The sequence below is a fragment of the Shewanella sp. Isolate13 genome, from assembly GCF_022398325.1.
Classification (GTDB): domain Bacteria; phylum Pseudomonadota; class Gammaproteobacteria; order Enterobacterales; family Shewanellaceae; genus Shewanella.
On the sequence record NZ_JAKEVD010000020.1, the window covers coordinates 19,642 to 45,876 of the forward strand.

General features: G+C 46.4%; 22 protein-coding genes. 10 read left to right on the plus strand and 12 right to left on the minus strand.

Annotated elements, in window-relative coordinates; genetic code table 11:
- Positions 1 to 30 precede the first annotated feature (30 nt).
- Together L1D44_RS13450 and L1D44_RS13455 are read right to left on the minus strand one after the other, a co-directional pair.
- Entirely contained in the window at positions 31 to 1,530 is a 1,500-nt protein-coding gene (locus L1D44_RS13450; RefSeq protein ID WP_239891378.1) for a CoA-acylating methylmalonate-semialdehyde dehydrogenase, read from the minus strand.
- A gap of 196 nt (positions 1,531 to 1,726) precedes the next feature.
- Positions 1,727 to 2,917 (minus strand): acetyl-CoA C-acyltransferase, encoded by a 1,191-nt coding sequence (locus L1D44_RS13455; RefSeq protein ID WP_239891380.1) that lies wholly within the window; start codon positions 2,915 to 2,917, stop codon positions 1,727 to 1,729.
- Positions 2,918 to 3,485: 568 nt separating this feature from the next.
- On the opposite strand from L1D44_RS13455, the gene L1D44_RS13460 reads away from it, so the two are divergent.
- From L1D44_RS13460 to L1D44_RS13480, 5 genes are all read left to right on the plus strand, one after another.
- Positions 3,486 to 4,157 carry a response regulator transcription factor gene (locus L1D44_RS13460; RefSeq protein WP_239891382.1) on the plus strand — a complete coding sequence of 224 codons (672 nt, stop codon included), beginning with the start codon at positions 3,486 to 3,488 and terminating at the stop codon, positions 4,155 to 4,157.
- A 182-nt stretch (positions 4,158 to 4,339) separates the two neighbouring features.
- A complete protein-coding gene (locus L1D44_RS13465; RefSeq protein ID WP_239891384.1) occupies positions 4,340 to 4,867 on the plus strand; it encodes a hypothetical protein in 528 nt (175 codons plus the stop codon).
- Between the two features lie 60 nt (positions 4,868 to 4,927).
- Positions 4,928 to 5,620, plus strand: a complete 693-nt coding sequence (locus tag L1D44_RS13470; protein WP_239891386.1) for a fimbria/pilus periplasmic chaperone — start codon at positions 4,928 to 4,930, stop codon at positions 5,618 to 5,620.
- A 248-nt stretch (positions 5,621 to 5,868) separates the two neighbouring features.
- Entirely contained in the window at positions 5,869 to 8,058 is a 2,190-nt protein-coding gene (locus L1D44_RS13475; protein ID WP_239891388.1) for a fimbrial assembly protein, read from the plus strand.
- On the plus strand, positions 8,045 to 8,944 hold the full coding sequence (locus L1D44_RS13480; protein WP_239891390.1) for a hypothetical protein: 900 nt from the start codon (positions 8,045 to 8,047) through the stop codon (positions 8,942 to 8,944). The genes L1D44_RS13475 and L1D44_RS13480 overlap by 14 nt, the downstream gene beginning before the upstream one ends.
- Before the next feature lie 121 nt (positions 8,945 to 9,065).
- Here L1D44_RS13480 and metA read toward each other — a convergent pair whose 3' ends face one another.
- Positions 9,066 to 10,004: a homoserine O-succinyltransferase gene (gene metA, locus L1D44_RS13485; RefSeq protein ID WP_239891391.1), complete on the minus strand. Its 939-nt coding sequence runs from the start codon at positions 10,002 to 10,004 to the stop codon at positions 9,066 to 9,068.
- 76 nt (positions 10,005 to 10,080) lie between these two features.
- Positions 10,081 to 10,482: a YbaY family lipoprotein gene (locus L1D44_RS13490; protein ID WP_220769601.1), complete on the minus strand. Its 402-nt coding sequence runs from the start codon at positions 10,480 to 10,482 to the stop codon at positions 10,081 to 10,083.
- A gap of 216 nt (positions 10,483 to 10,698) precedes the next feature.
- Here L1D44_RS13490 and L1D44_RS13495 point away from each other — a divergent pair, with 216 nt between their 5' ends.
- Positions 10,699 to 11,472: an SDR family NAD(P)-dependent oxidoreductase gene (locus L1D44_RS13495; RefSeq protein WP_239891393.1), complete on the plus strand. Its 774-nt coding sequence runs from the start codon at positions 10,699 to 10,701 to the stop codon at positions 11,470 to 11,472.
- Between the two features lie 89 nt (positions 11,473 to 11,561).
- Here L1D44_RS13495 and ompW read toward each other — a convergent pair whose 3' ends face one another.
- From ompW to L1D44_RS13525, 6 genes are all read right to left on the minus strand, one after another.
- Positions 11,562 to 12,209, minus strand: coding sequence for an outer membrane protein OmpW (gene ompW / locus L1D44_RS13500; protein ID WP_239891395.1), 648 nt, complete (start codon positions 12,207 to 12,209; stop codon positions 11,562 to 11,564).
- A gap of 656 nt (positions 12,210 to 12,865) precedes the next feature.
- Positions 12,866 to 13,588 carry a hypothetical protein gene (locus L1D44_RS13505; protein WP_239891397.1) on the minus strand — a complete coding sequence of 241 codons (723 nt, stop codon included), beginning with the start codon at positions 13,586 to 13,588 and terminating at the stop codon, positions 12,866 to 12,868.
- A gap of 145 nt (positions 13,589 to 13,733) precedes the next feature.
- Complete coding sequence (locus L1D44_RS13510) at positions 13,734 to 14,342, minus strand: nucleotidyltransferase family protein (RefSeq protein ID WP_239891399.1); 609 nt, start codon at positions 14,340 to 14,342, stop codon at positions 13,734 to 13,736.
- 91 nt (positions 14,343 to 14,433) lie between these two features.
- Positions 14,434 to 14,835 carry a YbaY family lipoprotein gene (locus L1D44_RS13515; RefSeq protein ID WP_239891401.1) on the minus strand — a complete coding sequence of 134 codons (402 nt, stop codon included), beginning with the start codon at positions 14,833 to 14,835 and terminating at the stop codon, positions 14,434 to 14,436.
- A gap of 43 nt (positions 14,836 to 14,878) precedes the next feature.
- Entirely contained in the window at positions 14,879 to 15,745 is an 867-nt protein-coding gene (gene tesB / locus L1D44_RS13520) for an acyl-CoA thioesterase II (RefSeq protein WP_239891402.1), read from the minus strand.
- A gap of 79 nt (positions 15,746 to 15,824) precedes the next feature.
- On the minus strand, positions 15,825 to 16,757 hold the full coding sequence (locus L1D44_RS13525; RefSeq protein WP_239891404.1) for an SDR family NAD(P)-dependent oxidoreductase: 933 nt from the start codon (positions 16,755 to 16,757) through the stop codon (positions 15,825 to 15,827).
- A 339-nt stretch (positions 16,758 to 17,096) separates the two neighbouring features.
- Between L1D44_RS13525 and L1D44_RS13530 the strand changes: the two genes are divergently transcribed.
- Entirely contained in the window at positions 17,097 to 17,987 is an 891-nt protein-coding gene (locus L1D44_RS13530) for a 1,4-dihydroxy-2-naphthoate polyprenyltransferase (RefSeq protein ID WP_239891406.1), read from the plus strand.
- Positions 17,988 to 18,136: 149 nt separating this feature from the next.
- On the opposite strand, the gene gndA is transcribed toward L1D44_RS13530, so the two are convergent.
- Together gndA and L1D44_RS13540 are read right to left on the minus strand one after the other, a co-directional pair.
- A complete protein-coding gene (gene gndA / locus L1D44_RS13535) occupies positions 18,137 to 19,675 on the minus strand; it encodes an NADP-dependent phosphogluconate dehydrogenase (RefSeq protein ID WP_239891407.1) in 1,539 nt (512 codons plus the stop codon).
- Positions 19,676 to 20,508: 833 nt separating this feature from the next.
- Positions 20,509 to 22,413, minus strand: a complete 1,905-nt coding sequence (locus tag L1D44_RS13540; protein WP_239891408.1) for a propionyl-CoA synthetase — start codon at positions 22,411 to 22,413, stop codon at positions 20,509 to 20,511.
- A 362-nt stretch (positions 22,414 to 22,775) separates the two neighbouring features.
- Between L1D44_RS13540 and L1D44_RS13545 the strand changes: the two genes are divergently transcribed.
- The 3 genes from L1D44_RS13545 (at position 22,776) to L1D44_RS13555 (ending at position 26,219) form a co-directional block, all read left to right on the plus strand.
- Positions 22,776 to 23,174, plus strand: a complete 399-nt coding sequence (locus L1D44_RS13545) for a MerR family DNA-binding transcriptional regulator (protein WP_202721612.1) — start codon at positions 22,776 to 22,778, stop codon at positions 23,172 to 23,174.
- Positions 23,175 to 23,348: 174 nt separating this feature from the next.
- Positions 23,349 to 24,518 (plus strand): isovaleryl-CoA dehydrogenase, encoded by a 1,170-nt coding sequence (locus L1D44_RS13550; protein WP_239891410.1) that lies wholly within the window; start codon positions 23,349 to 23,351, stop codon positions 24,516 to 24,518.
- A gap of 93 nt (positions 24,519 to 24,611) precedes the next feature.
- Entirely contained in the window at positions 24,612 to 26,219 is a 1,608-nt protein-coding gene (locus L1D44_RS13555) for a carboxyl transferase domain-containing protein (protein ID WP_239891411.1), read from the plus strand.
- The last annotated feature ends 16 nt before the right edge of the window (positions 26,220 to 26,235 follow it).

Here is a 26,235-nt window from a genome sequence, read left to right on the forward strand (position 1 = left end):
ACGCTGCCGGAGCGTAATCTGTCTAATGCATTACTTAAGCTCAATCGTCATATTTGGCGTTGAAGCCACCGCGATATCCGACTCGAACCAGCGAGCGGTGATGGTCTTCGTTTCGGTATAGAAACGCACAGCTTGCTTACCGTAGGCGTGCTGATCGCCATAGAAGCTGCCTTTCCAGCCAGTAAATGAGAAGAAAGGTAATGGCACCGGAATTGGAACGTTAATTCCCACCTGCCCCACTTCAATTTCATGCTGATATTTACGGGCTGCGGCACCACTTGCAGTAAAGATAGAGGTGCCGTTGCCGTATGGGCTGTCGTTAACTATCGCAATCGCTTCTTCAAGAGACTCAGCGTTCATACAGCACAACACAGGACCAAAGATCTCTTCCTGGTAAATGCTCATATCCGTGGTCACCTTATCGAACATCGTTGGGCCAACCCAGTTGCCTGACTCATAACCCTCAACGGTAAAGTCTGTGCCATCGAGTAAGCATTCGGCTCCCTCTTCCTTGCCCTTCGCGATTAAACCAACGATACGCTGTTTCGCTGCAGGGCTGATCACAGGTCCGTAAGCGGCATCTTTATCATTCCAAAGCCCAGGTTTTACCTTAGCAATCGCCTCTTTGAGCTCTGGGATCCACTCTTTGGCCGCGCCGACAAATACCGCAACAGACAGTGCCATACAGCGTTGACCCGCGGCACCAACTGAGGCGCCGACTAGGTTATTAATTACCTGCTGCTTATTGGCATCGGGCATGATGACGCAGTGGTTTTTCGCCCCCGCAAATGCTTGAACACGCTTTAGATTATCGGTACCGGTTTTATAAATGTATTGACCAACATTCACCGAGCCGACAAAAGAAATGGCTTTAATATCTGGATGAGCAAGCAGGATATCCACCGCCGTTTTATCGCCATGGATCAGCTGCACCACGCCTTTTGGCGCGCCAGCCTCTTCAAACAGTTCGATGAGGCGCTGGGGTGTCATAGGATCTTGCTCTGACGGCTTAAGCACGAAGGTGTTACCGCAGGCAATCGCTAAGGGGAACATCCACAGTGGGATCATCGCCGGGAAGTTAAACGGGGTGATGCCCGCACATACGCCCAGGGGCTGGGTATAGCTGTAAGTGTCGATGGAGCGCGCCACATTTTCAACGGTCTCGCCCATCATCATAGAGGCGATATTGCAGGCATGCTCGGCAACTTCGATACCACGCCAAACATCCCCTTTGGCATCATCGAATGTCTTACCCGTCTCTTGGGCAAGAATGGTTGCTATCTCATCGTGATGCTCTTTCAGTAGGTGCTGGTATCTCAACATGACACGTGCACGCTCTGAAACTGGCACTTCTTTCCAAGTTTGAAAGGCCTGTTTCGCACTGGCTACTGCCGTTAATACTTCGGCGTCAACCGCTGCATTAACCACTGCAATCGTTTCGTTATTGGCCGGATTTGTCACGGCTATCTGCTTATCGCCTTGACCTAATACCCATTCACCGTCGATGTAATGCTTCACTTGAGTTGTCATATCGCTTCCTACTTTGGCAGTGCCCGTTATTGGCTACTGCAAAATGATGATTCAACTTGGCCAGATTTTTATATTGGCCTTAACAGCAATGCTGCCGTTAGAGCCTTGGTCCTAAGTTAAACCCTGTCTTTTTGAATAAAGTCTTGTTGAATAAAGTCTTGTTAAATACTGGTGTTTAACTGCTTTAAACCTGAGTTTATATTTCAATCGCCATCGCTGTGGCTTCACCGCCACCAATACACAGTGATGCCACACCGCGCTTGAGACCACGCGCCTTAAGAGCATAAATAAGTGTCACCAGCAAACGCGCGCCCGAACAGCCTATAGGATGACCAAGAGCACAGGCGCCGCCATTGACATTGACTTTGGCGGCATCGAGTCCAAGCTCTGAAATAGCCAGCATGGTCACCATAGCGAAGGCCTCATTGATCTCATAAAGATCCACCTCATCTTTACTCCAGTTCACTTTTTCGAGCAGCTTATTCATGGCGCCAACTGGCGCAGTGGTAAACATAGATGGCTCTTGAGCGTGTGTGGTGTGGCCCTTAATGGTGGCTAACACATCGAGGCCAAGCTCAGATGCTTGCTCGCGGCTCATTAACATAAGTGCTGCTGCACCATCGGAGATTGAGCTTGAGTTGGCAGCGGTAATCGTGCCGTCTTTGGCAAAGGCAGGACGCAGAGTAGGAATTTTATCAGGGCGTGCATTACCGGGTTGCTCGTCGGTATCGACCACAATATCGCCGCGGCGGTTCGATACGGTAACAGGGGTAATTTCATCGCTAAATGCCCCCGAGTCGATAGCGGCATTGGCCTTTTCCAGTGAGCTCAACGCAAAGCTGTCCATCTGCTCTCGGGTAAGTTTAAAGTCATCGGCGGTGTTTTGAGCAAATGTCCCCATGGCTCCACCCGTGTAGGCATCTTCGAGACCATCGAGGAACATATGATCCATCACCTTGCCATGACCCATACGCATACCGCCACGGGCCTTATCGAGTAAGTAAGGCGCCTGGCTCATGCTTTCCATCCCGCCTGCAACCACAATATTGGCACTGCCCGCTTTAATCAAATCATGAGCGAGCATCACGGTTTTCATCCCCGAACCACATACCTTGTTAACCGTGGTTGCGCCAACCGATAGTGGTAACTCAGCACCCAATGTTGCTTGCCTTGCTGGCGCCTGCCCTAAACCCGCTGGCAGCACACAGCCCATCAAGACTTCATCGACCTGCTCACCGGCAAGCTGGGTTTGCGCAATCACGCCCTTAATCGCCGTCGCCGCTAATTTAGGAGAGCTAACACTAGACAACGCGCCTTGAAAGCCGCCCATTGGGGTACGCTTTGCTGCAACAATAACAATATCTTGGTTTGACAGAACTGAACTCATAATTACTCCGGTAATACGCTAGGTAACCTCTAATAGAAGCAGTCCAAAGTCGCGCTGACTGTAGGGTTGTGCGACTTGCCTTACTGACCGTTCTCAGGCTATTGCCTAGTTAACATAAGTGTGATCTTGCTCAACATTTACCACTCTGACGTTTACGCGAACGTAAAGCAAGCGCTTATTGTTCAAATATCTACCAAAGTATAGGGTTGAGATGTCACATAGAATTTACAGGAAGGGCGGTACTCAATGAATGAAAAGTTAACAAGTGGTAACTCTTTTCGACATGCTGAAATTAATGCATGAAAAGATTGCCTAAGGAAATGACAAGTTACGGCAAACGCTGTAGGGACACAGGCTATGGTAACAGCGCTCGAGTGTTTCTATTTACTTGAATAAAGGTTTATCATTTAAACCTTTATTCAAGTAAATACTTTATACAAAATTGGCTAACAGTGATATAAAATGAAACGCAAGTTGTCACTTTTAGTTTGCCAAAATGGAAAGTGCGCACTTAACAATAACGACTCAATATGTGTTAGTAGCCTAACTCAACATCAAGGACTGATCATTGAAAAACCTTAAGAAACAGACCGTATTTATTGTGTCTGGAAATACAGCATGGACAAAGGTGGCTGTTGCTTGCCTAGCTACTTCATTCGAATGCTACTCATTTAAAATAGAAACATCCGTTGAAAAACTCTGGGGATTGCCGCAAGAGACCATTGTCGTGTTTGATAAGTCGAGCCTTGGAAACCCTTCATCATTATGTATTTCTCCTGCTGAGCGAGGAGGAAAGTGGTTGATAGTCAATGGCGATTCGATCGATGAACAAAGTGTGGCAGGAACCATTGCACTGGGTTTTTCAGGCCTAATAGTCTCACCTTTTACCTTGGAGATGCTACCAAGAGCACTACGCACAATTGCTTCAGACCAATTATGGTTCAGCCGAGAAGCCATGTCTCAAACGCTAAAGCATCTGGTCAGTTCGGCTGGTTCGACTCACCACTCAGTAAACATATTAGGGGCAAAATACACCCTTTCTTGCCGAGAGCAACAGGTGTTTTTGCATCTTTTACATGGTAAAAGCAACAAAGATATTGCGGCGCTACTGCACCTCAGTCCCAGTACCGTTAAGTGCCATGTTTCTAGCATTTTATTAAAAACAGGAAAACGCAGCCGCTCTCAAATAAACATGCTGCTATTGGATGCAGAAAACCACAGCCAAATCAGGGTTAGCTAAATCTAACCCCATATTTAACATCTAAAAATTCTAAATTAGCTGACCAGCTACACTCTCGTTAAATAGGTCTAAATTAGTTCTCTAGATGACAACTAATTAGTCCAATGGTCGATATAAAAGTCGGCCTTGAATATATATATTTTAATCGTCCAAGAATACTTAATAAACCTTCGGAGAATAAAATGAAAACTTTAATTGGTGGTGTAGCGGTAGCTTTACTTTTTTCTGCTGGTGTAGCAGCAAATAACTGGTCAAGCAACCCTGATGAACATCCAAACGGCGCAACTCAATTTAATGTAAACCTAACGGGCGAAATTCCACAGCGCTGCTATATGCATTCAACACAAGATCGCTCAATTGAGCTAGATGTAAAAACCCCCTATGAAGCCGCGAGCGAGTTCAAATTCCAAGCTTGGTGTAACAACGATAACTCGAAAGGCACCCTAGTCGTTGGCGCACAAGCATTTAAAAACAGCAACGGAATCGATGTCATTCCACTTGAAGTCTCATTTAATGGCACTTCTGGCATGATTGATGCCGAAAATAACGCTAACAACAGCCATGCAATTGAAGTGGGAATGGATGTAAGTAATAGCACTGAAGGATATTTAAGTGCTGATAACACTTTAAAAATTAAGCCAGTAATTAATGGTTGGGAAAAAGCTGGCGAATATCAAACATCAATGTATGTAGCACTTTATCCAAGATAAACATTCATTGTTCTGCAGTGATATAGCGACATGGGGCCTTTGGGCCCCACTTGAGGACTTATGCGGATATTCTTATTAATAATACTTTTACTCTCTCACCCAATGGCCTATGCCTTTGAACTGTTTCCTATGGTGAGTTTCTTCTCGCCCAAAGGCAGTAAAAGTGAACAGTTTTTTCAGGTTAACAACACCACAGAGCAGGCATTACCGTTAGAAGTTTTTGTTAAACAAAGACAAATCTCAGCTAGTGATACCGAGCTACTTGCCGACACAGAAGATTTCTTTGTCTTTCCTCCGCAAGTGCTTATTCCTCCAAAAAGCACTCAAATGGTCAAGGTTAAATATATCGGTAACTTAGTCGACACATCTCAGTCTTACCGAGTTGTCTTTAGCCAGCTACCTATTAAGGATGAAGTAAAGCAAAGCAGCATAAAGATGTTATTTCAAATTGGCGCGTTAGTGTTTGTGTCACCAGATAATGTGGCCAACACAATAAGTGCAGACATTCATTATCAAGCTAATACCCCCACTTCGATGAAGCTTGCTAACACAGGCGATGGTGTTGTCATTATCCCACAACTGTCTTTTGAGGTAACAAGTGACCACGCTAGACACAGCTGGAAATGGCAGGATATTCAACATCTATTAAATCAACAATATTTGGTGCCGGGAGAATCGGTCGATATTGCTATGGACACTTTGCTCTCGCCTAAAGACAGCCAAGCAAAGGTGGATATAAAGGAAAACCGGTGACAAGCGTTACCTCACTGCCATTGTGGCTAAGTTTGTCATTAGCATTGCTTCTCCCTTTACAGACTTATGCAATGAGCTTTTCACTACCTCTCGAAATTGAAGGCCGAGAACTAGGAACTATCCCTGTAAGTCTAAAGGGGACGGAAGTCGAATCCGTTTCGTTGAATTCTTTAAAGACATTGCTTGGCAGTAGAATAACCAATGAGGTTTGGCAAAGTTTTCCCACACCAAATGAGAGCGATAATCGGATGATCGCTCTTACCCTCTTAGCTCAGAAAGGTTTAGATATAACGTTTAACTCATCGACTTTAACCTTAGATCTTAAAATATCCCCTGACGCTTTTGGCCAATATGACGTTGACTTCGGTGATCAGTTTAACTCTTTTGTCCCCTCGAAAAGTGGCACATTCAGCTGGCTCAACAGCATTAACTTTACCCATACAGAAAGCTGGGAGCCAAAAACAAGCAGCCGTTTCTCTACCGCAGACTGGCTGGCGCAGATGAACTTTGGCGGTGCAAACGGACTCAATGTCACGCTTGCGAACCACCTTGAGAGCAGCGATAGCGACACCAATATCTTGCGAGGAGAATGGACCGCTTTTTACGATAGGCCTAGCGCTCCTTTTAGAGTTGCAATGGGGGATGTTGAGTCAGGAGCCAGTGTTTCCGGCCACTTATCAGGTACTAGCTTAGGCGGCTTTTCAATAAAGAGTGATTATGCGGAACTGCAACCAGATCGGGTTATCGGTCCTAATAATAATCAGGAGCTAATCCTTAAAGAAAGTGCCGAAGTTGAAATTACCGTCAATGGACAAATCATTTTCAGTGGCCGCCAAGACGCGGGCCGCTTTAACCTTAATAATTTGCCCATGACCAATGGCGCCAATGACATCATTGTTAATGTTACCTACCTATCAGGAAAAACAGAGCGGTTTGTCTTTAGTCAGTTTTACAATAACAAGCTACTGAACCAAGATATGCTCAATTTTGGACTTACCGCAGGTGCGCCCTCTATCTATGCTGAGAATGGTGTTGAGTATTTAGATACTTGGACTGTGATAGGTTTTGCTGAATATGGGGTGTCGTCTTGGTTAACACTTGGGGTTAACGGCGCTGCCGCGCAATACGGCCAAATATTAGGTACAACCGCAACATTTGGCACCTCTTGGGGTAATCTTTCTAGCCGTCTATCTTTTAGCAATCTAGAAGGTACAGGCATAGGTAATGTCGTCTCTTTTACCTTTGAAAGCACGGTTGTAGGTAACTCTAACAACGCCCCTAACCTTAGATTAAGTGCTGACTTTTCAGATTCGTTTACTTCAACTCCTTGGGATAAAGACATTTTAGCAACATCTTATGAGCGCTATCTAGCAAATTACGTTTGGGTCATTAATAACGCATGGGATACTACTATTTCAGGCTCTTACTACAAAGACACCCATGATGTTGAGCAAAGTAATTTGTCAATGACATTGAACTGGAGGATGGGTGACTGGACTTTAGGTTCTGGTGTTAACTATAACGACACCAATACCTATGACAATGCCGATGTTGAATACTTTGTCACCCTTGATTGGAGACGCTCAAATACCCAAAACAAACCTAACCTAGCCGCAAACTATAATAGTGTTAACAACTACGCCCGACTAGAGGCAAGTAAAACCGGTAACGACAGGGTCGGCAGTCTTGGATATCGAGCAAAAGCGGAGTATGAAGATGGACGCGATAGCCAACAGGCTCAATTCGATTACACGGCAAACCGCCTCAGAGTCGAAGTCGAAGTCGAGCGAAATAACAGTAACCTTAACGCCGATAGCGAGGCCTCCTATTCAGCTTCCGTAAGAGGTAATACCGCTATTGGTCTTGTTGATGGTCAAGTCGGCTGGGGACGCGCACAAGACGGTCCATTTATTATTTCGAAGCTACATCCATCATTATCACAGCAGCAAGTCATGCTTGGTATAGACCAAAAGCATGACTACCAAGCCTCTGGTACTTCTATAATAGGTGCGCTACTTCCACTGGAAGTGCCTTATATAAACAATGTTATTGATCTTAACGTACCAGATGCCCCCATTGGTTATGACTGGGGAGAAAGTAGATTAACCGTCTCACCAGGGGCCGCTACCGGCCACTACTTCATGATAGGTTCAAATAGCTCATACACTGCCAAGGGTGTGTTAAAAGCAAACAATGGGGAGCCCCTATCATACCTGCAAGGAACGATTACAGGTGAAGGGGTATCCTTACCTTTCTTTACCAATAAGTCTGGCCGGTTCTATATCCAAGGTATAGGTCCGGGCAAATATATCATCACGATTTTGAGTGATAACTTTAAGCCTAGCGCTCTGGTTATTGATCAGGTCGATAGCCACTTAATCGAGCTAGGCACACTCAACATCACCTGTATTAAGGAGAACTGCGATGAAAGTTTGTAGCTTCAAGAAAGAGAGCTTAATGCTAGCGATAGTTTGCATTGTTTTTGCTAATTTATCTCATGCCGGATCCGAAGATAAAACAGCTATATGTGATGGTAACTGGCATATTGAATTAAAAACTCAATCCTCAACTTCGGAGAAGAAAGGCCAACGAGGAGTGTGGATCCCTGGTACGATTTACCTTGATAGAGCACTTGCACAATGTGCTAAAGAAATTGTAATAAAACAGCCTCAAGGCGGCGAACCTCTGCTACGAGGAACGACTTCAGTGCATAGGTACGAATTAAAAAACACATCACGCCAGTCAATTAATACGACGGGACGAAATAACTATATTTTACCTGTTTTAGGTCAACGAAAAATTAATCTGTGGGCCTATATCCCAAACGGTAAAGACTTTTATCCAGGCTCCTACCTAGGCATATTAGATGTTGAACTAAAGAGCGATATCAATACCATCATATCGACAACTAATTACTCTTTTAACTTCCAAGTAGAAGCTTATGTTCGCGCAAAAATTGCAAATAGCAATGACAGTTGGTTACCACCGACAGGCACATCTATAAGGGTGCATTTAGGCAATTTAACCCAAAAAAACCGCAAGGAATTACCACTTTTTATCGAGAGTAATAGCTACGTTGGCATATCGATGTCGTCTTTAAACAAAGGTCATCTAGTAAACATCACCAATAAGAAAAACAAAGTGCCCTATCAACTGCTATTTCGCGGCCAACAAGTCAATTTGCTTAACGATGCAGAGTTCAACATCAATAACCGCTTTTTAAATGGTCAAAAGATGTCAATTACGTTTCAAAACAATCCAATGCCTTTTGCCCGTGCCGGTTATTATGAAGACATCATTACGATTAACTTGTTTGCAAAATGACTTATTTAATGTAAGTCAGCTATCGACTAGTCTCTACGGATAGATACGTCCGTATAGACAAGTCCTTAATAACATAATTTAGGAAGCGTTAATGCTGCTAGCGCGATAACGCCACTGCTTACTATGATTCCCAAGGGGTAATACCCGTCATATCATCGAGGTTATATGGCGTCAGCTGATAGACATAATAGTTAAGCCAATTACTCACCAGCAGACTACCGTGGCTGTGCCAACGGGCAATAGGTGCTTGCTGTGGATCATCGTTAGTAAAGTAATTTTGCGGCACTTCGGGCGCTAAACCCTGCTCAAGATCTCGGTAATACTCATCTTTTAAGGTCGATTTTTGATACTCAGGATGTCCCATCACGAACAGGTTACGATTGTTTTTACAGAGCACCATATAGGCACCTGCCGTCTCAGACTCAGTTAACACCTGAAGCTCTGGATGCGCCTTTAACGTATTGATATCCATCTCGGCAAAACGGGAGTGCGGCGCAAAAAATTCATCATCGAAACCACGCAGCAAGGGATAATGCTCAGAGGTGCGCTTATGGACAAATACCCCAGAGCGTTTTGTTGTCAGTAGTGAGCGGTTTAAACCGAATAGATGATACAGCGCCGCATGAGCCGCCCAGCATAGGAAGAGCACCGAGGTAACATGCTGCTGCGACCAATCGATGATCTCGCGAATATGATCCCAGTACGACACCTCTTCAAACTCTATCTGTCCCAGAGGAGCACCAGTAATAATCAGCCCATCATAATTTTTCTGCCTGACTTGCTCAAAATCTCGATAGAAGTTATTCATATGATCAATTGAGGTATGCTTGGACGCTTTATCGTGAATGCGCAGCAGATCGACATCGACTTGCAAAGGAGTATTACCTAAGAGGCGCAGCAGTTGAGTTTCAGTCTCAATTTTATTGGGCATTAAGTTAAGGATTAATACCTTCATTGGACGAATATCTTGATTGGCCGCCCGAGTTTCGGACATAACGAAGATATTCTCAGACTCCAAGATCCCTGCTGCGGGCAGATCGTCGGGGATTTTAACCGGCATAACGCGCCTCTTTATTCTAATTATGTAACCTATCAGAAAGAGACGCGCCAGCTAGACTAACTCACAGCTAATTTAGTTAACGTGCCACCCTCTGTACTAATACAGACATTGGCTCACTCGAGTCCAGATCGATTCGGTAAGCCTGGGTATTAATAAACATCAATTTATTATCCAGCGTGATACGGGCACCTATATTATAGGTGTGGCCATCTTCAAATTGATCTCTATTAATTAAAAACTGAAATGGGATTGGGGTACTGACATCATTACGCTCAAACTCTGCAATGACTTCAGCAGGAGCGTCCATACGAGACACATCTTGAACCTGAACGCTGATCACTGCGTCTTCAGGTAGCGCCATACGCTCCTTGTACCAAACCTCACCATGGATCTCCACCACAGCATTGGATGTTGCACAACCCGTCAACATGCTTGCTGCTACCGCTAAAGGTAATAAAGGCTTAAACCACTGTTTCATATTTACGCTCCTAATAATACATTAAGACTTCTAGAAGTCTATATGTCCAGACTTGAATTTTATATCAGTTAAACGAAAAGTCTTTTACGCATTCATACAGATGCTTAATTGAGAAACGAGATTCTCACAATCCGCATCACAGCAACAGACAATTAATCTTGTTCTAATACACTTATCTTTCTATGATAAGTTACCTATTCGAAGTCGAATACCCATATGACACAAGCTACTGCAATAATTGTGGGCGCTAGCTCATTACTTAGCCGTGAAATTGCAAAACAACTTGCAGATGAAGGCGTTGAACTGGCCCTATTAGCACAAGATCCACAATCTCTTATCGAGTTTAGCCAATCCTTGCCCACTAAGGCGCAAGTTTTTCCGCTACAAATCGACGAGCCAGAAGCCATTATCAGTACCATGAATGCCGTTTGGCAATCACTAGGCGGTGCTCACCTTATTTTGGTTAATACTGGACTCACCCATTACGATCCCGAGCTGCCTTGGCAGCCAGAGCAAGATATCATCACAGTTAATGTGCAAGGCTTTTCAGCGATTTGCAATACGGCCTTTAGACTATTTCGCGATCAAGGCTATGGTCAATTAGCGGCGATTAACTCTATCGCAGGACTACGAGGCGGTCCGAGTGTGGCCTATCATGCATCAAAAGCCTATGCGCAGAACTATTTCGAAGGCTTGAGCATGCATGCCCAGCGTTTGAAGCTGCCGATTACGATTACCAATATTCAGTTAGGCATGTTAGATAAGGCTGCGATGCAGCAAAATCGTCTATGGTTGTCGCCACTGCCAGTTGTGGCTGGTCAAATTATTAAGGCGATGAAAGCAGGTAAGCGCCGAGCCTACGTGACTAAACGCTGGCGTTTAGTCGCATGGTTGACCAAAGGCTTACCCGAGTTTGTTTACAATACTCGCCACTGGAAAACTAAAGCGCAAAAGAAAGCCGAGCGTGCGGCGAAGAAAGCGTCTAAGTAAAACGCCCAGAGTCATTACATTGTACAAATATAAAAAAGGAGCCAAACGGCTCCTTTTTTATGGGTGGGATTAGTCCAAATATCTTTTGATTAGAAGGTATAACCTACGCTAATCATGTAAACCCAAGGGTCGATGTCTGTTTCAACTTTCTGTGCATCGCCTAAGTAGTTAAACTTCACATCGGTACTGATCTGCGCGTACCAAACAGATGCGTTGACTAACCAGCTGTCATTAATTTGATAATCGAGACCAACCTGAGCCGCTAAGCCCCATGAGTTAGACATGCTAAGATCGGTCAACGCACCATCTAAGTCGTTGGTAAATTCATTATCGAAGAAGTTCGTGAAGTTAACACCCGCGCCAATGTATGGACGAAGTTTTGATTGCGCATCACCAAAGTAATACTGAGCGACTAATGTTGGTGGCAAGTGTTTAGTTTCAGCAATTTTGCCCACACCGTCTAAGGATACGTCGTGGCTAAATGGCGTAGCGGCTAACAATTCGATACCTATATTGTCTGTCAACATGTAACCGAAGTTCAGACCTAACTGAGTGTTGTCACCAACACTAAACTCACCTAACCCTAAAACATCTTGGCTAGATTCATTCGGCGTAACGACGGCGGCACCTGCTCGGACGATAATATCGCCAGCTTGATGGGCTAATGCAGAAGAGGTAAAACCTGTAGTTAGTAGGGCGGTGGCAATTAAGCTAGAAACGATTTTTTTGTTCATCATACTACTCCATTAATACAACACTTAGCGCTGTTTTTATTATCAATATCCTTACAATTGCGTGAATCCTGCCAGAATGCTTAACAGCGTTTTTTGATCTAAATCAAAGTCAAAATCAAATACCCCGTTGGAGATAACCAAAAAAGGATCTCGATCACACTAATTAAACACTTATTGAAGTTGCAGCTTTAATTTATGTGAGGCGCGCACGCATTGTTCACAAAACAAACCAGCAACTCAATTATCAAAAACAATCGCAAAATCAAGCCTATTAACATTCTCTTGCCAGCAAGAATTGTTTAAAATTAGACTAAGAAAAATAAGCAGGTGTGCGCTAATTTTACTAACACACTCCTATCGAGATCCGTAGCGAGAGATAAGTCTTTGTAGGTAGTGTGGCGAGTGGGTATGCTCAACGACTACTGGCGTCAGTAATTGGGGAATTCGACTCAGCAGCTCAAGTGACTCACCTTGGACCATCTCAGTGATGACCTCTGATGCAGTAAAGAGCGTATCAACATCTTGTTGAGCTTGATAACAACCCCAGGGTAAGTAGCTTTAGGTGCTAGGCTAAGATCTGTGATTGAATCGATACAAAAAAGGGCTGTTCTATTTAGCCCTTTTGTTATCAATTCAATCGCGTACCGTTCAATAGCAGGTTAACTCGCGTATTTATGGGAGATGGGATCGGTGATCACAATAGTATCGCCCCTAAGCATATAATTACCGCCATGTAGGTCCATCACCCCGTGGTCATCAATAAAACTCAGCACCTCAAACAGGGTTTTTAGCAACTCTTCATGCTCATCGATGATCTCATCATCGATCACCACCGGCTGACGTTCGGCAGAGTTCATATAAAAATGCGCTCGTGGTTCTTGGATCTGCTCAACAAACTCATCGACAGTCTGAACCTCATCGGTAAAGGGCTTCTCAGGATCGGCAAATGGTAAGGTCATGGTGCGCAATGTGCCCCAGAGTTTACCAAAGTCATAATCGTGGAAATGACTCGGGCGAGTAGGCTCTTTACCGTCATCAGTGATGTCTTCAAGTCGCTCCATCACGTAAAAGCGCACCACTCGGCCGCTGCTCAATTCAATAGTGTCTTCACGGTGAATAGTTGGAACATGGGGATTATCTTGATTTTCTGGACGCATGCACCAGCGAGCAAACAGGTAGTAGCCATCGATCTTGCTGTTACACAACTTAACGACTTTATCTGGCTCTCCGGGCAGTTCGTACACCTCGGCGTAAATTCCTGTGGCGATTAAATCAAGATCGGTAAAGCGCTCCAGATATATCGACACATCATCAACCCGATGGATCTCCTCTGCGTTTGCTAACTCTTTAATCTCATTTATCGCATCAAGATAGGGTTCCATCGATTAAGCCACCATTAACAACAAAATAAATTTAGAACAATCGACAGCAAGCAACACACAAATGCGTACGATGCCATCATAGCTCTCTAACAATGCCCTAATGTGTCAGACAATAAATAATAATAAATATTGTCTGCTCATAAGTTCACCACTCACCATTATCTCGTAGCTTCGGGTAGGTTTGCAACCACTGCTTATTTTTTACTCTCAGATCAAACAAGCCAGGCTTTGCCTTTGGATTGCGTTGTAGCGTTAGATCAAACAAGCAGGCTAGATCGAACGGACTATGTAAAATCAAAGACGCAGGGCCGATTGAGCTAACTGATTTTGCGACTGGCAGGCAGCTAGCCCCCACCGCCGTTTGTTTCTCAGGCCAGTAACTCATGGCATCTAGGCTTGATATATAACCTAAATGTTGATTACGCAGATGCATTCTCGCTTGATTCTTAACAGACCAAGGGTACATAGGGGTGATTCGATTTAGCTCAGCTTCAATTGCACTGTCTTTATCTGCGGATAAGTCACTCGAGTCAAAATAGATAAGGTCGATATCATTAAGCGGCGTTTGCAGGCCATGTAACTTATCCCAAACTAAGTTACGCACGAAACCCGCCGCTAGCATCCAATCGCTAAGGTTTAACTGCTGGGCGGCTAACAGGGCTTGAAGTCGGTACTCATCTTCGAGTAACCACCGCTTCAACAGCTCTTGATAATCTATTTGCGCGGGTAAAGAGTCGTTCACGGACATATTCATCCTCTTACCTTATCCTATGCCACTCCCGAATAAATGGCCTATACCGAGCAGTAAAAAAGGAGCCGAAGCTCCTTTCTATCAACCTTTTCTTCTATCTTGGTGCAGGCACCGCTTTCATCAGCACTTCGGTGGTGTACTTGTTATTGTTGATCACCGGAAAGCGATCATAGGTCTGAAATATTACCTGTCCTTGATACTGGATCATCGCCACCACGCCATAATTGATACTACTATCTATGCTATCGGCCGGTAGTAAAAACTTAAACGGTATGGGCGCTCTAACGATATTGAAGCTCTTTTGCGCCACAATCACGCCCGGTGTATCGAGGTCGATAATCGCAATCGTAATCGAACTACCTTGAGGCAGAGCTAACTTCTCTAAATAACCCGCCGCGCCATTAACCACCACAGGTGGCTTCTCTTCCACGGTCACACATGCCGTTAATAGCAACATACATACGAGAACGATGCTTTTTTTCATCAATGAGATCATGATTCTATCCTGACTAACAAATAATAATGGATGCAAACGCCGACTATGACTTCTTAGTCATGCGGATAAGTCCTTCCTGAGTTGCAGACGCCACCAACTCACCCTGCTGATTAAAGAATTGGCCTCTGACAAAACCTCTTCCACCACTGGCATTTGGGCTGTCTATGCTATACAAAAGCCACTGACTCAAATCGAACGGACGGTGAAACCACATCGCATGATCGATAGTCGCCATACGCATGCCCGGTGTTAAAAAGGATACCCCGTGTGGCTGTGCCGCAGTGACTAAGAAATTAAAGTCCGATGCGTAGGCGAGCAGATAATCATGAACACACATCTTGTCTGGTAGCTCACCATTGGCGCGGATCCATACGTGACGAATAGGTTCGCGGGCTTTAGGTGCGATAGGATCGCTTGGGTTGACCAAACGCATCTCAATAGGGGTATCAGCCATAAACTTTTCTAGCACTTTAGATGGCACTTTATCTCTTAATGTCATCGCAAGTTCTTGTTGGTTTAGCAAACCATCAGGCCCCACCACATCGGGCATCACAGCTTGGTGATCATAGCCCTCTTCAGCAGTCTGAAAAGAACAGGTCATATAGAAGATGGGACGGCCTTTCTGAATAGCCTTTACTCTGCGGGCACTGAAACTGCCACCATCACGCATGATTTCAACATCATACACAATCGGCAACTTCTCATCGCCGGCACGTAAAAAGTAGGAGTGTAAAGAGTGCACTTTACGGTCCGGGCTGACGGTCTGTTTTGCCGCACTCAAGGCTTGGCCCATGACTTGACCACCAAAGACATGACCAAAACCTAGATCTTGGCTTTGACCACGAAACAGCCCTTCTTCGATCTGCTCTAAAGAGAGTAATGCTAAAAGATCATCTAATACTTGGCTCATTACAACCTAAAACTCTGACAGTAAAGCCATAAGCTTAACTCAAGATCCCCTAGTCTCGCCAGTTCTACGCTCTTCGGGGCTACTCTAACACGATCCTGCGCTGATTTGCCGAGGCCTTTGCCCAAGCGAGCACCTGCGCCTCCCCGCTTCGGTGAGCGGTAACGGGTTTTGCATGGTAGAGTTCATGCCAGCGTTCGGTGATCACCTCTGGGGTGCACTCCTCGGCTTTAAAGCGCCCTCGATTAAACTCGACTAAGGCCGCATGGCTAATTCCGCCTGCCGCCGCGAGCAGATGTTCACCCGATGGGCTTTTAGAACTACACAGGTACAACATGGCGGCTGTCACGGTTGTTTTTGAAAAAAGCGGTCTAACTGTTGGTGCTAAATGGTCTGCTGTCATCGATGTGACGGCATGGGGAATAATACTGTTAACCTTGATCCCGTGCTCAACGCCCTCGAGGTGAAGGCTATTAACTAACCCCATCACCGCCATCTTGCTAGCACTAAAGCTGGTCTCGTACATATCGCCATAAATGGAGCTGGCACTGCTCATCACTACCCGACCGTAACCTTGCCGTTTCATTAGCGGCCATACGGCCTTGGTCATGTAGAAGGTACCGTTGAGATCCACATCCAGATGATGCTTCCAGCTCGAGGCACTCATCTGCTCAAATGGGCAGGGCTGATGAATTCCCGCATTATTAATTAAGATATCGACTCGGCCCCAACTTTGGACCACATCATCGACCATCGCATTAACGTCATCGTCACGACTGACATCCATGACAAAAGATTTAAATTCGCCTCCTAAAGCGTTTATTGCTGCCCCACAGGCTTTTAAGCCTGAGTCAGCCTCTCTGTTTGTCATGCTGGAGCTAACATCCTTTGTTTGACTCGCTTCGTTGTCCACCAAAACGACTCTTGCTCCTCGCTCAGCTAAGGCGATGGCATAGGCCCGACCTAGACCCGAAGCAGCACCTGTCACTATTGCGACTTGTCCCTCAAAACGCATAGTTTTCGACCTCTAAGCAAATTTGTTCATTACAAATCTAGTCGTTGACTGCTGACACCGCAGTTTTAAAGCCAATGCCAAAATGACAGCTTATATTCTAGCGCTCTCTTTAAAGATGTAATATTGCATACACTCCTGCCTAACAGTTGTGCGCTAGTTCAAATTTATTCATATAAGCCAACCTGAAATATCGTAATGCTTAGCAAAGTGTTAAGCCGACCACTTTTGCTGCTATAAAATCCACTTTTTAGAAGTTGTTAAATTTGCTATGCTATGCCAACTTTTTTTACCTTTATGTCTGCTCACTTTGACGTAAACCTCTGTAAGTAATTATAAAACATGAACCCTTGGATACTTGCCATCCGCCCTCGCACCTTGCCTGCGGCGATTGGACCACTGCTGGTTGGTAACGTACTCGCGCTGCACCTTGAGCAATTCAGCCTATTCATTGCGGCTGTTTCAATGCTCTGTGCCCTGCTGCTACAAATTGCCGTAAACCTAGCTAACGACTATTTCGACTTTAAAAGTGGTGTGGATACCGAAGAGCGCTTAGGGCCCGTGCGTGTCACCCAAAGTGGTATGTTAAGCCCAACATCTGTACGAAATGCCATGATCTTATGTCTGGTATTAGCACTCATCGTTGGCTCTTTCCTTATCTACCATGGTGGCCTACCCATCGCCTTTTTAGCGGCGGCAGCGATCCTTGGTGCCCTAGGTTATAGTGGCGGCCCATACCCACTAGCCTCTCACGGCCTTGGCGAGGTGGCAGCATTTGTATTTTTCGGTCTGGTAGCCGTTGTAGGAAGTTACTTTCTGCAGGCGGGCGATACAGCTACTAGCGCTTGGCTTTTGGGCAGCGCTATCGGCTTTCTAAACGCGGCGATTATGTTAGTCAATAATACCCGCGATATGGATACCGACATCAAGGCGGGTAAGCAAACCTTAGCGGTACGCATCGGCCTTGAACAATCGCGTATTTTCTATCAAAGCTTTCTCTATCTGCCATTTGCCATCATCATCGCTGGCTTCCTGATGGGGGCGCTACCGGGTTTGCCTGTGCTGTTTGCAGGACTCGCATTTGTTATGGCCAGAACCCTATGCCGTGACTTTAATGAGGTGACAGGCGCAGCCTTAAACCCATTACTCGGCCGCACCGCTAAGCTGACCATGATTTTCAGTGCACTGTTCAGCCTTGGCCTACTCGTCGATATCTATCTGTTTGCGTCCTAGTTTAGCCATTCATTCGCCGCTGACGAGCACTAAAAAAGCCTATCAATTTCGATAGGCTTTTTTTGTTTTCAACCTCATGTCCTGTGCATCTCATTCTGAATGCTCAGTTTGAGACAAACAGTCAGCCGACAACAGCGACTAGGCATGAGCTACAGCTTGTTAATTCTGCGATCGCCACTCCAATTTAGGTGGTACTTCTCACCATGAGGCTTATCGACACGCTCAAAGGTGTGGGCACCAAAGAAGTCTCGCTGACCCTGTAGTAAACTCGCTGGTAAGGTTTCGCTTCGGTAGCCATCATAGTAAGCCAAAGCCGAACTGATACATGGCGCAGGAATACCGCTCAGTACAGCATGGGATGTGGCCACTCGCCAATCTTGCTGTTTCTCAGACAGAGCCTTGGCAAAGGTGTCTGCCATCAGCAGATTTTCAAGCTCGCCGTCATGCTGATAAGCCTGAGTAATCGACTGTAAGAATGTGGCTCGAATGATACAACCTGCGCGCCAGATCTTAGCGATTTCACCAAAATCTAACTGCCATCCTTGCTCATTAGCTTGCATAGCCATCAGCTGAAAACCTTGGGCATAACAAGATACCTTGGCGCAATAGAGGGCGTTTTCCAATTGGTCTATAAATGCCTGCTTATCAGTATTCAGCAACGCCGCTTGACTCGGTCCCGATAATCGCTGGCTTAGCTGCTGTCGCTGTTTTTTTTGCGTGCTGAGCGCTCTAGCATATACCGCTTCGGCAATCGTTGGTGCTGGACAGCCTATTTGCAAACTGCTTACCGCTGTCCAAAGGCCCGTGCCCTTCTGCCCCGCTTTATCTAAAATCATCTCCACCAATGGCGCACCAGTTAATGGATCTGCCTGTTTAAGGATATCGGCGCTGATCTCCATCAGGTAGCTATTTAAACTGCCTTTATTCCAGCGCTCGAATACCTCACTCACTTCAGTGGCACTCAAGCCAAGACCTTGGCTCAATAGATGGTAAGCCTCGCAAATAAGCTGCATATCCGCATATTCGATACCATTATGCACCATCTTAACGTAGTGACCAGAACCCGCGGGGCCAATATAGGTGGTGCAAGGTTCCCCCTCTGTTACAGGGTTGCCCGGCTCGAAACGTTCAATAGGTAAGCCAGTGTTGGCATCCACCTTGGCGGCAATGGCTTGCCAGATAGGCTCGATGCGCTGCCACGCCTTAAGGCTGCCGCTAGGCATCAATGACGGCCCAAAGCGAGCGCCGACTTCACCACCTGAGACCGCGCAGCTAAAGAAAAGGAAGTCTTTTGCGTAGCGCTTCTCACGCTCAAGCGTATCGGTCCATAAGCTATTACCGGTATCGATAACGATATCATCGTCTTCAATACCCGCTTCAATCAGCGACTGACACACGCCATCCACCGGAGCTCCCGCAGGGACAGAAAGGAGTAACACGCGCGGCTTTTCTAATTTAGACATCATTTCAGAAAGATTGTTACAGCCAAGTATGCGTGCTTGAGTCAGCTGTTTAAGGAATTGCTTACGTTCAAGCTCTTCTTGTTTTACAGTGTCTTGCACCTTGAGTTCATCAAGGTCAAACGCAGCAACACGATAGTCATTATCAGCAATATTGAGCGCTAGGTTCTTGCCCATTACGCCTAAGCCAATAACACCTATATCGTAAAGATTAGATTGGTTATTCATGGTAATTTTGTTCCGCAGGTCACAGAGAGTTCCCTATCTATTTTTTGTTCAGCTCACGTCATTGCGTTTGCTTGATTGATAGGGTTATTTGTTATGGATTATACAGACTTTGGTAACTTAATTACTATATAAAACTTAACAACTCTAGCTTATAGCTAATATAAACGAAAACTCCATTGGTTAACCCGCTAGCCACCTAAACAAGAAAAGCAGCGCTTTTTAAGGCCCTGCTTTCTTATAACCATCTTATTCTTACCGTCTCAGCCTTCCCGTCTTAGCCTTACCGCCTTAGCCTTACCGTCTCAGCCTTACCGCCTTAGCCTTACCGCCTCAGCCTTACCGTCTCAGCCTTACCGTCTTAGCCTTACCGCCTTAGCCTTACCGTCTCAGCCTTACTGTCTCAGCCTTCCCGTCTTAGCCTTCCCGCCTTAGCCTACCGTCTTAGCCTACCGTCTTAGCCTTACCGTCTCAGCCTTACCGTCTTAGCCTTACCGCCTTAGCCTTACCGTCTCAGCCTTACYGTCTCAGCCTTCCCGTCTCAGCCTTCCCGTCTCAGCCTTACCGTCTTAGCCTTACCGTCTTAACCTTACCGTCTTAACCTTATCGTCTCAGCCTTATCGTCTCAGCCTTACCGTCTCAGCCTTACCGTTTTAGCCTTACCGTCTAAGCCTTATCGTCTCAGCCTTATCGTCTTAGCCTTATCGTCTTAACCTTATCGTCTTAGCCTTACCGTCTCAGCCTTACCGTCTTAACCTTACCGTCTCAGCCTTATCGTCTTAGCCTTCCCGTCTCAGCCTTACCGTCTTAGCTTTCCTCGTTCCTAGAACCTTCTTTTAAACATGTGCATCGGCATAACCCATGCGGGTTAAGGTGTTACGCACGATATCCAGTGTGGCAGGATCCTCGATAGTCGCAGGTACCTTGTAGCTTTGATTGTCGGCAATATTACGCATGGTGCCACGTAAAATCTTGCCACTTCGGGTCTTGGGCAGCTTCTGCACCGCGCTCACCAGTCTGAAAGATGCCACCGGTCCTATCTCTTGACGCACTAAGCTCATCAACTGGCTGTTGAGTTCATCATCACTCAAGTTAGCGCCTTTCTTCAATACCACCAGCCCTAAGGGCACTTGCCCCTTGAGCACATCTTTAACACCAATGACAGCCGCCTCGGCTACCGCCTCATGTTGACAAAGCACCTCTTCAAAACGCCCCGTTGAGAGTCGGTGACCCGCCACGTTAATGATGTCATCGATGCGACTCATAATATAAAGATAGCCATCTTCATCTTTATAGCCTGCATCCCCCGTCAAGTAATAGCCTGGATACATGGAAAGATAACTATTTTGAAAGCGCTGCTCATTTTGCCAAAGCGTGGTTAATGTGCCTGGTGGCAGTGGCAATTTAATCACCACATGACCTGACTCATTGGCCTCGACTTCATCGCCCATCACATCGACCACATCAATTTGATAACCGGGCACCGCTAATGCAGGAGAGCCAGCCTTGACCGCAACAGGCGCATATCCCATCAAATTGGCCGCCACAGGCCAACCTGTTTCAGTCTGCCACCAATGATCGATCACCGGCTTTTGTAGTTTATCTTCCGCCCAATGCAGCGTATCGGGATCGCAACGTTCACCGGCTAAGAACACATTCTTTAGGCAAGTTAAATCCACGTTTTGTAGATAATCCCCGTTAGGATCATCACGCTTAATCGCACGAATAGCGGTTGGTGCAGTAAAGAAACTCTTCACCTTATACTTAGCAATCGTGCGCCAAAATGCGCCAGGATCTGGTGTGCCTACAGGCTTGCCTTCATATAAGATACTCGTTGCCCCCACCAGCAGTGGGCCATAGACGATATAGGAGTGCCCCACGACCCAGCCGACGTCGGAGGCCGCCCAAAATGCGTCACCCGTATTGATGTCGTAGATATGTTTCATTGACCACGCGAGTGCTACAGCATGACCGCCGTTATCACGTACCACCCCTTTAGGCTGACCAGTGGTCCCTGAGGTATAAAGTACATATAACGGGTCGGTAGCATCGAGGGGAAGGCAATCGATATTAGGCGCAGCAGCCATTGCCGACTGCCAATCACAGTCACGCTCTGGCTGCAAATGAGCCTCTAGCTGACTTCTGTTTAATATTAAACAGCGCTCCACCTTATGAGTGGCTTGCTCAAGCGCATCGTCGAGCAAAGGCTTATAAGCGATAACCCCGGATGGTTCGATACCGCAAGAGGCGGAAAGGACCAGCTTAGGTTTTGCATCGTTAATTCTGGTAGCCAGCTCATTTGCCGCAAAGCCACCAAATACTACGGAGTGAATCGCACCGATACGCGCACAGGCCAACATGGCAAATGCGGTTTCAGGCACCATAGGCATATAGATCACGACTCTGTCGCCTTTCTTGACCCCGACAGAGTCCATATAACCTGCAAGCCGGCTTACCTGCGCTTGCAGTTCCCGATAAGAGATCCCGTACTCACTCTCAGTAACCGGGCTGACGTATTGCAAGGCGATTTGATCGCCTCGCCCAGCGTCAACATGTCTATCGACCGCGTTATAACAGGTGTTCATCTTGCCACCTTTAAACCAGTGGTAAAAAGGCGCGTCAGTCTCATCTAAAACCGTATCCCATGACGAGAACCAATCTATTGCATTGGCAGCCTCGGCCCAAAAGGTTTCGGGCTGGGCGATGGATTTGGCATGTAGTTGCTTATTTTTATCTATCACAATGCTGACTCCACTTGCTAAAACTCAGCCAAATAGCGCCTTGCAGCCCTAGATAGTGAGTGATTTATGTCCATTTTATGCTTAACAGCATTATGCTACCGCGCTAAAAAAATCCCCATTAGACCTTAGAATAAGGTCGTAAACTGCAATGTGCACACTCAAGCAACCCTAGATAAAAACAGCGCAACAAATTGTTTTTAAAGACTAAAAACACAAGCGGTATTATTGATAACTCTCACTAACTTGGCTCTTGTGGCACGTGCCATTGACATGAAAACCATTCTCCGTGACGCCCATAAACTTTACCTTTACGTAAACTTCATATATCGTGCAGTAAATGTAAACAAATATGGTGTTTTTTGATGGTAGAGAATCAACTCCCACAAACGACATACTCAATCAGTGATCTATCCAAAGAGTTTGATATCACTACCCGCAGTATTCGTTTCTATGAAGACCAAGGCCTTCTCAAGCCTAAGCGTCGTGGTCAAACACGGATCTACAGTCTTAAGGATAGAGTCAGGCTCAAGCTTATTCTGCGAGGTAAGCGTTTAGGCTTCTCATTGGCCGAAACAAGGCGACTATTTGAGCTTTACGATGCGGATAAGAATAGCAGTAGCCAACTTCACACCATGCTCGAACTAGTCGAAGAGAAAAAAGTATCGCTGCAGCAACAGATGGATGACATCAAGGTCGTGCTGATGGAGCTTAACTCGGCGGAGCAGCAATGCCGTGACGCGTTAGCCAACAATGCCCAATAGCGCATTGGCTTATGAAAGCAATGCTCAATAAAACAAGGTCCAACATAAGGGCAAGCGTTGCTAGCAACTCGTCACATAAAAACAGTGTAAACACATAATAATGAAATAAATCACAAGTATCACGGCGAAGATCGGTGAACTTGAATCCAAACAAAATTGACAGGACACAAGCAGATGACTCAACTCTACACCTCTCTAAACTTTGGCCTCGGTGAAGAGGTCGATATGTTACGTGATGCGGTGCAAAGCTTCGCCGCCAACGAAATCGCCCCTATCGCCGCAAAAACCGATCTCGATAATGCTTTCCCCAATGAGCTTTGGCCGGTTCTAGGTGACATGGGACTGCTGGGTGTCACGGTTTCAGAGGAGTATGGTGGCGCAGATATGGGCTACCTTGCCCATGTGGTCGCCATGGAGGAGATCTCACGAGCATCGGCTTCCATTGGCCTAAGCTATGGCGCTCATTCTAATCTGTGTGTTAACCAAATTAACCGTAACGGTAACAGCGAACAAAAAGCCAAGTATCTACCTAAGCTGATCACAGGCGAACACATTGGCGCACTTGCCATGAGTGAGCCCAATGCAGGCTCAGATGTAGTATCCATGAAGCTACATGCTCGCAAGGAAGGCGATAGATACATACTCAACGGCAACAAGATGTGGATTACTAACGGGCCTGACGCCCACACTTATGTCATCTACGCCAAAACCGATCTCGATAAGGGTGCCCACGGCATCACTGCATTTATCGTCGAGCGTGGCTTTAAAGGTTTTTCTCAGGCACAGAAGCTCGACAAGCTAGGTATGCGCGGCTCCAATACCTGTGAACTGGTATTTGAAGATTGCGAAGTACCAGAAGAGAACATTTTGGGTGGCCTCAATAACGGTGTAAAGGTGTTGATGAGCGGACTCGATTACGAGCGCGTTGTGCTCTCTGGTGGCCCACTTGGGATCATGACCGCCTGTATGGATATCGTCGTACCCTATATTCATGAGCGTGAGCAATTTGGTAAGTCTATCGGTCAGTTCCAGCTAGTACAGGGCAAACTTGCCGATATGTACACCGGCATGAATGCCGCCAAGTCTTACATCTACAACGTGGCTAAATCTTGCGATCGCGGTGAAACAACACGTAAAGATGCGGCCGGCGCCATCCTCTATTCAGCAGAATTAGCCACCAAGATGGCGCTCGATGCCATCCAACTGCTTGGCGGTAACGGGTATGTCAACGAATACGCCACAGGTCGACTGCTGCGAGACGCCAAGCTCTATGAGATTGGTGCGGGTACATCAGAAATTCGCCGTATGTTGATTGGCCGTGAGCTATTTAACGAATCAAAGTAAGGCCTATGCCCTGTCCCATAAGGTAATAAGTAATGAATAAAGGCGGCTCGCCATTAGCCGCCTTACTCTGACCGATTCAAAAGGATTGAAATTGTGACGCAACTTAGCAGCCGTATTAATGCACGTAGCGATGAGTTTAAAGCTAAATTTGATGACATGGCTACCGTGGTTCAAGACTTAAAGTTAAAGCTCCAGCAAATTGAGCAAGGCGGCGGAGAAGTCGCTCGCAACCGCCACCTTTCACGAGGTAAGTTGCTGCCACGCCAGCGTGTCGAAAAACTACTGGATCCCGGCTCCCCCTTCCTAGAAATCTCCCAGTTTGCCGCCTATGAGCTTTATGAAGATGTGGTACCCGCAGCAGGGGTTATCGCAGGTATAGGCCGCGTCAGCGGTGTCGAGTGCATGATTATCGCCAACGATGCCACTGTAAAAGGCGGTACCTATTACCCTGTTACGGTGAAAAAGCATCTACGTGCCCAAGATATTGCCAGTCGCTGTCACCTGCCCTGTATCTATCTGGTCGATTCAGGCGGCGCAAACCTGCCTCGTCAAGATGAAGTGTTTCCTGATAGGGATCATTTCGGCCGCATCTTCTATAACCAGGCGCAGATGTCAGCTAAAGGCATTCCACAGATCGCCGTGGTAATGGGACTTTGTACTGCCGGTGGCGCCTATGTACCCGCGATGGCCGATGAATCGATTATTGTTAAAGAGCAAGGCACCATCTTCTTAGCGGGGCCGCCACTGGTAAAAGCGGCAACGGGTGAGGAGGTGAGCACCGAAGAACTAGGCGGCGCCGAGGTGCACACCAAAATTTCAGGTGTTGCTGACCATATGGCACAAAACGATGAACATGCCCTCGAGCTTGCCCGTCAGGCCGTGACTCGCCTCAATCACCAAAAACAAATTCGCGCTCAATTAAGCCCGACAAAACCACCCAAGTTTGATATCAACGAGCTTTACGGCATTGTCGGTACCGATCTTAAAAAGCCATTTGATGTAAAAGAGGTCATCGCTCGTTTAGTCGATGATTCTGATTTTGATGAGTTTAAAGCAAATTACGGCAACACCTTAGTCTGCGGCTTTGCCCGTATTCACGGCTACCCAGTGGGTATTGTGGCCAATAACGGCATCTTATTTTCAGAGTCGGCGCAAAAAGGCGCTCACTTCATTGAGCTATGCTGCCAACGCAAGATCCCACTTTTGTTCCTGCAAAATATTACTGGCTTTATGGTGGGTAAAAAGTACGAGCATGAAGGCATCGCTAAGCACGGCGCTAAGATGGTGACCGCAGTGTCCTGTGCCAATGTCCCTAAGTTCACCGTGATTATTGGCGGCAGCTATGGCGCAGGTAACTACGGTATGTGCGGCCGCGCATTCGAGCCGACTATGATGTGGATGTGGCCCAATGCTCGCATCTCGGTGATGGGCGGAGAGCAAGCCGCAGGCGTATTGGCGACAGTCAAACGCGATGGCCTCGCCCGCAAAGGGGTTAAGTGGTCTGCCCAAGAAGAGCAAGACTTCCGTCAGCCAATTGTCGATAAGTATGAACAGGAGGGTCATCCCTACCACGCGAGCGCCCGATTATGGGATGACGGCATTATCGACCCAGCTCAAACCCGTGACGTTGTTGGTTTAGCCTTATCTGCCGCGCTAAACGCGCCGATTGAAGACACTAAGTTTGGCGTATTCCGTATGTAACCCATTCCTGGGATAC